The 3,815-nt window shown below is 67.5% G+C and carries 3 protein-coding genes; 1 reads left to right on the forward strand and 2 read right to left on the reverse strand.

Going from position 1 to position 3,815, the window contains the following annotated elements; translation table 11 throughout:
* Nucleotides 1–601: 601 nt before the first annotated feature.
* Both mscL and ACFUEJ_RS24035 read right to left on the reverse strand, forming a co-directional pair.
* Nucleotides 602–1,435 carry a large conductance mechanosensitive channel protein MscL gene (gene mscL / locus ACFUEJ_RS24030; protein ID WP_159371852.1) on the reverse strand — a complete coding sequence of 278 codons (834 nt, stop codon included), beginning with the start codon at nt 1,433–1,435 and terminating at the stop codon, nt 602–604.
* Nucleotides 1,436–1,612: 177 nt separating this feature from the next.
* Nucleotides 1,613–2,284: an SAF domain-containing protein gene (locus ACFUEJ_RS24035; protein WP_159370357.1), complete on the reverse strand. Its 672-nt coding sequence runs from the start codon at nt 2,282–2,284 to the stop codon at nt 1,613–1,615.
* 229 nt (nt 2,285–2,513) lie between these two features.
* Here ACFUEJ_RS24035 and nhaA point away from each other — a divergent pair, with 229 nt between their 5' ends.
* Complete coding sequence (gene nhaA / locus ACFUEJ_RS24040; protein WP_159370358.1) at nt 2,514–3,773, forward strand: Na+/H+ antiporter NhaA; 1,260 nt, start codon at nt 2,514–2,516, stop codon at nt 3,771–3,773.
* Nucleotides 3,774–3,815: the final 42 nt, after the last annotated feature.

Below are 3,815 nucleotides of genomic sequence, written 5' to 3' on the forward strand. Positions count from 1 at the left end.
ACACCGAACGGAGGTGCCACCGACCTAGAACATCCCGCACAGGGTGGGGACTTTTACCTGGCCACCAGCGGGGACATCAAACTGGCCGTTGACAAGCGAGCCACGAAGGGCTGACGAGGTAAGTCGCCTAACCCTTCGTGGCTCGTCGCTTGCGCTCCTCGCACCTCAGGGAGCAGAGGGCAGTGGCCTGCGCTCCTCGCACCTCAAGGAGCAGAGGGAGCGTAGATTGCGCTCCTCGCACCTCAGGGAACAGAGGGCAGTGGCCTGCGCTCCTCGCACCTCAGGGAGCAGGAATTGTGCAGACTTTTGGATTGGGAGCGGGGTTACTCAGCTACCGAAGAACCACGGGAACGTCCTGGGGCGGGCCTGCGCACGCGGTTGGGTGCGCTGCTGCGGACGCGCCGGACGCCGGTTCTGGGTCTGCGACTGACGGTTCGGTGCGGGCTTGTTCGGCATTCGTTCATCCTGTTCTCGTTCGGTCGCACCGGTCTTTCAGGTCCGGTGCGGTCGCACGTTCCGGCGACGAATCCCAAAGTAGGGGGCCGACCTTCGGGTTCGGATGGCTCCGGCTGTCAGCTTCCTGGGAGACGGAGCCCGCGTGTCAGCGGGAGTGACGCCCCGGCGCGTCCGGGCCCTCACCCGGGAAGTCGCCCGGGTATTGCTCACCGGGATAACCGCTTCCGGGGCCGGGAGGCGGGTAGTTGCCGGGGCCCGGGTAGTTCCCGGGCGGCGGGTAGCTACCGGGTGCCGGCTGCGGCGTCGGATACGGCTGGCCCGAAGGGCTTCCGGGCGGCGGGCCCTGCGGCGGACGATTCTGCGGGACGGACTGGGACGGAACGTTCTGCGGCGGAACCGATTGCGGGGGAGTGGGTTGCGACGGCGGGCCCTGTGGTGTCGGCGGAGTCGAGATGCGTTGCGTCGTACCGGCTCCGGCGGGTGCTTCGTACGGGGCGAAGGAGCCCGACGGCGGACCGTAGGAGTCGCCGACCGGACCGGACGGATCGGAGAGATGCGCCGGCAGATCACTCTCGGCCTCCGCCTTGGCCTTCGAGGCGCCGTCGGGGTCCAGCAGATCACGGATCTCGGACAGCAGCGCGATCTCGGTGACCTCCGCCTTCTTGCCGAAACCGCCCAGCTCGGCCAGCTTGTTGTACGGCAGGATGATGATGAAGTACACCACTGCGGCGATGATCAGGAAGTTGATCACCGCGGTGATGACACTGCCGAGGTCGACGAATGTCGATGGGTTGTCGGTGATCTGGAAGCCGAGTCCCTGCGCCGCGTCGGAGCCGACGGGGATCGAGTTGATGATCGGCTGGACGATGCCATCCGTGAACGCGGTGACGATCGCGGTGAACGCAGCGCCGACGATGACCGCTGTCGCCAACTCGACGACATTGCCCTTGAGTATGAAGTCCCTGAATCCCTTGAGCACGGTGTGCGGCCTCTTTTCGGTGATGTCCTGCTTCTGTCCGGCGATTCTGTGCACGATCGGAGCAAATCCGACATGCAGCTTGGCGAGCTCGTACTACCCTATCCACGATCGCGAACGAACCAATCCATTTGACTTGATTTCCCCGGCTGTGTCGTGATGCCGTGACCCGCCCGTTCGTCAGTGCAGGACCACCGCGAGCGCCGTATCGAGCCCCGCCGCCGCGACCCGATGAGCGGATGCGGCGTCCATCGCGAGCAGCACCGGGGTGGCCGCGGTCCCGCCGGGAGCGATACCACCCGACTGTGATTCGGCAGCGTGAAGTGCGACGACGGCGCGGCGGGCCAGCACTTCCGCCTCTTCGGTCAACACGTCGACAACGTCGCCGGGTCGCAGCAGCGCGGTCACGGCCTCGTCCGACAGTCGTATCGGTACGAGCCGGGCATCGTCGTCCCCGGTCAGGTCGGCGGGTAGACGTGACGACAGCAGGCGGGCATCGGTGAGGATTTCTCCTCCGCGGACACGCCCGGTCACGGTTCGCCCGAGTGCGGGTGCCGCCTCGGTGAGGACACCGTCGGGAACCGTGGCTTCCGCGACGCTCCGCGGCGCCAGATCGTCTATCTCGACCACCTGTCCCGGCAGCAGGTCATGCGCGGCAACCATGACCTCGACGTCGCCGTCGGCGCGTGTTCCGGCAACCCCCACCACCACGGCCGCGACGACCAGTCCTGTCGCGGCGACACGTCGGATCAGGACGCTGCGCGTCCACCCCGGTCGCAGCGCCGAACTCACCCGGTCACGAATTCGAGGCCCGAGTGAGGCTTTCGACGGAAGCTTCGACGGGGGAGACATGTGACGAAGGCTAGGTCCGTCTGCCCGGGTGATCGGCCCGTGGAACTCGTCTGTGGACAACATCAATCGGGCCGTCGACCGGTGTGGACAGCGGTCCGGCCGTGGGCCCGGAATGGCCCGCGGCATTGCGGTGGGGGAGAATCGATGTTCTGTGCCGGGAAGTCTGGTCGGCCGCTCGTCGCGCGGGCGGCGTCCGGCGCACCGCGTGCGATCGAGCAGAGGAGAGCCTATGGCCGACGAGCAACCGACAGCAGACAGCGCACGCAAGGCCGATCGCATCCGGCGCTGGGCGGCGCTAGACACGACCAGTGGGGCGCTGCTTCTGGTGGCCGCCGCTGTTGCAGTGTTCTGGGCGAACTCGCCGTGGCGGGAGGCCTACGATTCTCTGCTCCATGTCGAGGTGGGGCCTGAGGCGCTGCACCTACATCTGTCGCTGGCGCACTGGGCGTCCGACGGGCTGTTGGCGATCTTCTTCTTCGTCGTCGGAGTCGAACTGAAACACGAGTTCGTGGCCGGGAGCCTCCGGGATCTCAAACTCGCCGGTGTTCCCATTGCGGCCGCGGTGGGTGGCATGGTCACGCCCGCGCTCTGTTACGTCGTCGTGGTGGCGATCGGCGACCCGGACGGGCTGCACGGCTGGGCGATCCCCACCGCCACCGACATCGCCTTCGCTCTCGCAGTTCTCGCGATCTTCGGCCGCGGTCTCCCGCTCGCCCTGCGGACGTTCCTGCTGACGCTCGCAGTGGTCGACGACCTGCTCGGGATCATCGTCATCGCGACCTTCTACACCGAGAAGATCGACTTCGTCATGCTGGCGGCCGCCCTTGCCGCGGTGGCGCTCTTCGCCGTGCTGGTGCGGCAGGCGTGGCGGTGGTGGCCGGTCCTCATCCCGGTCGCCGTCGTCGCGTGGGGTCTGATGCACGCGTCCGGGGTGCACGCGACCGTTGCGGGCGTACTCCTCGGGTTCGTGGTGCCGGCCGTTGCGATCCGTGGTGAGGAGGAGCCGCGCACCGAGCGACTCGACGACGCGGTCCGCCCGTACTCCTCGGCGCTCGCCCTGCCGGTGTTCGCCTTCGCGGCCGCGGGCGTCACCGTCGTGGGTGGTGATGGTTCGATCGTCCAACCGGTGTCGATCGGAATCGTCGTCGGTCTCGTCGTCGGCAAGGTCGTGGGTGTGATGGGTTCGACGTGGCTGATGACCCGGTTCACGCCGTTGCGCCTACCAGACGCGATCGGCATCCGCGATCTGCTGCCCGTCGGATTCCTCACCGGAGTCGGTTTCACCGTCGCGTTGCTGATCGCCGAGTTGAGCTTCGAGGGCGGCTCCGACGACCACGCCGCCGCGGCCAAGGCGGCCATCCTCGTCGGATCTGTCGTCTCGGCAGTGCTCGCCGCGTTCCTGCTGCGGTGGGACGCTCGACAGGCCCGCGATCCGGACATGAACCGCGACAACATCCCCGACATCGACAAGGACGTCATCGGGGGGTAGACACGCCCCGCCGCCGCCCGCGGTTCCCGGTGACGGGAACCG

Source organism: Gordonia sp. NPDC057258 (genome assembly GCF_042668985.1).
Classification (GTDB): Bacteria; Actinomycetota; Actinomycetes; order Mycobacteriales; family Mycobacteriaceae; genus Gordonia; species Gordonia hongkongensis.

What these genes read in the sequence shown, in the direction of transcription:
- nhaA (WP_159370358.1), top strand. Translation starts at nt 2,514, where the DNA reads ATGGCCGACGAGCAACCGACAGCAGACAGCGCACGCAAGGCCGATCGC.
- ACFUEJ_RS24035 (WP_159370357.1), bottom strand. Translation starts at nt 2,284, where the DNA reads ATGTCTCCCCCGTCGAAGCTTCCGTCGAAAGCCTCACTCGGGCCTCGA.